4 protein-coding genes are annotated in these 4,017 nt (G+C 63.9%); 3 read left to right on the top strand and 1 reads right to left on the bottom strand.

The annotated features are described in order from the left end of the window. The first annotated feature begins 53 nt into the window (after positions 1–53). Complete coding sequence (locus NW835_RS08085; RefSeq protein WP_414415006.1) at positions 54–1,328, top strand: cytosine deaminase; 1,275 nt, start codon at positions 54–56, stop codon at positions 1,326–1,328. Here the strand turns inward: NW835_RS08085 and NW835_RS08080 are convergent. Beyond that, the gene (locus NW835_RS08080) at positions 1,325–2,494 is read right to left on the bottom strand and encodes a lipid-A-disaccharide synthase-related protein (protein ID WP_414366601.1); all 1,170 of its coding nucleotides are present in this window, start codon (positions 2,492–2,494) and stop codon (positions 1,325–1,327) included. The two genes, NW835_RS08085 and NW835_RS08080, sit on opposite strands and share 4 nt — an antisense overlap. Before the next feature lie 127 nt (positions 2,495–2,621). Here NW835_RS08080 and NW835_RS08075 point away from each other — a divergent pair, with 127 nt between their 5' ends. Beyond that, a complete protein-coding gene (locus tag NW835_RS08075; protein WP_414366606.1) occupies positions 2,622–2,927 on the top strand; it encodes a hypothetical protein in 306 nt (101 codons plus the stop codon). Positions 2,928–2,994: 67 nt separating this feature from the next. After that, on the top strand, positions 2,995–4,017 hold a 1,023-nt coding region (locus tag NW835_RS08070; protein WP_414415005.1), incomplete at its 3' end, for a thiamine phosphate synthase.

The raw sequence follows: 4,017 nt of genomic DNA, 5'->3' as shown, positions 1-4,017 counted from the left end.
AAGCGGGTGAGGAAACCCCACCCGCCTACGCGGTGGGGTAGTTCATAGATGCGGTGCCGGGGGCCGCGCCTAACCGGGAGGGCCTGGTGCTGCTGGATCTGGAAATAGAGGCGGGGAGAATTGCCCGCATCCAAGCAGCCAATGGGATCCCACCTCAGGGGATCGCGAGCGTAGATCTGAGGCGGGGCCAGGTGTGGCCCTGTTTTGTCGATATCCACACCCACCTGGACAAGGGGCACGTGTGGCCGCGCACCCCCAACCCCGACGGCACGTTTGCCGGGGCAATCCGGGCTGAGCAGGAAGACTGGGCCAAAATGGAGCGGGCCTACGCCGGCAGGCACGAAAAACTTTGGCAGGATATTTACCGCCGCTGCGACTTTGGCCTGCGCTGCAGCTATGCCCATGGATCCCAGGCGGTGCGCACCCACCTGGTCTGCAACGGCCCCCACGCCCAGCTGAGTTGGGAGGTGTTTGCCCAGTTGCGGCGAGAGTGGGCGGGCAGACTGGAGCTGCAGGCAGTGACGTTGACCCATTTGGACTTCTTTCTCACGCCGGCAAGGGAGAAGCTGGCGGACAAGGTGGCAGAGCTGGGCGGGATCCTAGGTGGGGTAGCGGCGATGGGGCCGGAGCTGGATGAGCAGTTGGAGCGGGTGTTTGCCCTGGCCCAGGAGCGGGGGCTGGATCTCGACTTCCACACCGACGAGATGGAGGATCCGGGATCCCTCACGTTGAGACACGTGGCAGCAGCAACCCTGCGCCATGAGTTTTCCGGCCAGGTGGTGTGCGGCCATTGCTGCAGTTTGGCGGTGCAGCCACCGCAGGTGGCCCACCAGACCATGGCCCTGGTCAAAGAGGCGGGGATCGCCGTGGTCAGCCTGCCCATGTGTAACCTCTATTTACAAGACCGCCGCCCCGGCCACACGCCCCGCTGGCGGGGGGTAACGCTGCTCCATGAGCTGAAGGCTTTGGGCGTGCCGGTGATGATAGCCAGTGACAACTGCCGGGATCCTTTCCACGGCTTCAGGGATCACGACGGCCTAGAAGTGTTTCGGGAGGCCACCCGCATCCTGCACCTGGACACCCCCTACGGGGATTGGCCGCAGGCCATCACTGCCACCCCGGCCCGTAGGATGGGCTTGGTAGAGGCCGGACAAATTGGGGTGGGCCTGCCGGCAGACTTGGTGCTGTTCAAGGGCCGGGGGTTTGACGAGCTCCTTTCCCGACCTCAGCACGATCGGGTGGTGCTGCGCCAAGGCCAGCCCATCGACACGGCGCTGCCGGACTACGCAGAGCTGGACGACCTGATGGAGGGGGTGGGGCGGGCTTAGCCAGCAGGGTTGGAGAGCCAGGCTTTAATCTGGGCGGCAATGCGCTGAGCAGCACCAGGGGATCCCATACGCCGCTGCCCGTGGGCCCGCAGTTGGGCGGCGTAAGCGGGATCGCTGGCCAGGCGGTCTAGAATTTGGCAGAGCACGGCAGGAGCCTGCTGGGGTGAAGTGAGGTGGACGGCGGATCCCAGGAGACGGGTTTGAGCTTCGGCAAAGCGGGGGGTAAATTGCGGCCCCTCCCCCGGCAGGGTGACCACCGGCTTCCCCAAGCCCACACATTGTTCGGTGGCCGTCCCCGCCATGGCCAGCACTGCCGTGGCCCGGTGGGCACAGGTGCCGAAATCTCCCCACACCAGGAGCAGGTCGCGGCGCCAAGAGGGGATCTTCTCCTGAAGAGGTGCCCGCTCCAGGTTGGGGCTGAGGGCGGCGTAAACTTGGATTTCCGGCGGCAGCTGCTCGACCACCTGCATCATCAAGGCCCAGTTGCGGTAGGCCTCTGGCGGGCGGGATCCCGGCAGCAGCAGCACCGCAGGCCGGTCGGGATCCAAAGGCAATTCTCCCCGCGGCTCCAAGTCATCCATCATCGGGTTGCCCAGGTAGAAAGCCCGGAGGCCCCGCTTTTGCAGAGCGGTGGCCGTCAGCTCATCTCGCAAGAAGGAGCCGCGACAGCGCCTACGGGCCATGAGCCAGCGCTCCCAGGGCAGATAATCGGAAACCGGCTGTCTCAGCCAAGCGCGTCGGTAGGGCCCTTGTTCGTCCCGCCAATAATAGTCCGACTTGGCTGTGCCCACAAAGACGTAGGGGCTGCCGCTCCACCAGGCCATTAACAAAGGCACAATGTCCCCCACCGCCAGCACCAGCTCCACTTGAGCCGCCGCCTGGCGAACCAAAGCCAATTGCCGCCCGGTCAGGCCCAGCAAGCCAGCACGCAGATCCCGCCACAACTGCCGCCAATCTTGATAGATAAATCCCCCCGAAGGCATCACCTGGGTCAGGGGCAGCAGCGGGATGCCGCGGCGGCAATAGGCGGTGCCTTCCCCCACAATCGGCAGGGCTTGCACCGAGATCCCCAGGCCAGTCAGGGCCAGGGCGATGCGACTACCTACCTCATCTTCCCCGTGGCCATTGCTCAGGCACAGCACCCGCGACAAATTCTGTGGATTCATTGGCTAGAGGATGGGGGTTCAACTCTGAAGTGTTGCCGCCTCTATTCGAGCTAAACGAGCAGAACTTCGTAGCCTACCCAAAATCTCCCCTTAAAATAGAGCCAACCTGCGAGGGGAAGCCAGGGTGATGATCCGCAATGAGCGACAACGAGCTGAGTTTATTGCAGCGGTGGAAGCTTTGCACCTGGAAGGCCCTTACTTCGTCGAGACCCGTCTTACCCGTCAGCGAGGGCATTTTTGGCGGGCGGTGAAGGATGTGGCCGCCGGCCAGCCCTGGTGGGAGATCCGCTACTTTCCTGCCTGCGAGTGCTACGCTTGGGCCTACCTGCCGGAAGGGATCGGCCCCCGCGAGTTTGCCTGGGGACACACGCCGCAGCAGGCTTTCCTCAACGCCCTTTGGCACCAGCCTGCTTCCTTTGCGGACAAAGGCTAGGGCAGGGGCCAGAAAAACCGTTTCAACTTACAGTAAAAAAAGATTAAAACTCCCACACGCAGGGGACATGAAACCGCAGGCCGTCGCCCGTATCCTGGATGCCAACCTCGACCGAGCTCGTGAGGGATTACGGGTGCTGGAGGAGTGGTTTCGCTTTGGCCTAGAAAACGGCGAGCTGGCTGGCGAATGCAAGGCCATGCGCCAGGCCCTAGCTCGTTGGCACAGCGACCCGCTGCGGTTGGCCCGCGACACCGCTGCCGACCCGGGCACCCAGATCTCCCATCCCCAGGAAGAGGAGCGGCGGGATCTTGGCCACGTGTTGCAGGCCAATTGCAGCCGCGTCCAGGAGGCGCTGCGGGTGGTGGAAGAATACGGCAAGCTGGCTGAATCCCACCACTGGTTGGCCCCAGGGCTGGCCAAGCTGGCCAAAGAGATGCGCTACCGCCTCTACGTTCTAGAAAGCGAGCTGCTGGAGGGATCCCTGCGCCGGCGGCTTTTGGCAGCTCGCCTCTACCTAGTCACTAGCCCAGTGCCCAACTGGCTGGAGGTGGTGGAGAAGGCGCTGCGGGGGGGGGTAACCTTGGTACAGTACCGCCGCAAGAACCTCCCCGATAGGGAGATGCTCTGGGATCTCAAACAGCTGCGGCAGCTGTGCGACCGCTATCAGGCGTTGATGATTGTTAACGACCGGGTGGACTTGGCTTTGGTCAGCCAGGCGGACGGCGTGCACCTAGGCCAGACAGATCTGCCGGTTGCCCAAGCCCGGCAGCTGCTGGGATCCCAGCGTCTTATTGGCCTCTCCACCACCAACGCTGAAGAGCTGGCCCAAGCCCTCAATAGTGGCGTGGACTATATCGGCGTCGGCCCTGTCTATGCCACTCCCACCAAAGCAGAAAAACCCCCTGCTGGTCTGGAGTACGTGCGCCTAGCCGCTGAGAAGGCCCATCTGCCCTGGTTTGCCATCGGCGGCATCGATCTCCACAACCTGGCCGAGGTGCGCCAGGCAGGCGCCAGCCGCGTAGCTGTGGTGCGGGCCCTGATGGAGGCGGCGGATCCCACCCAGACTGCCCGCGCCATGCTGGCGGAGCTG

This window comes from Synechococcus sp. OH2 (genome assembly GCF_047462155.1).
Taxonomy (GTDB): domain Bacteria; phylum Cyanobacteriota; class Cyanobacteriia; order Thermostichales; family Thermostichaceae; genus Thermostichus.
Note: the sequence above shows the minus strand (reverse complement) of the source record. Positions and strands in the feature narration are given on the sequence as shown.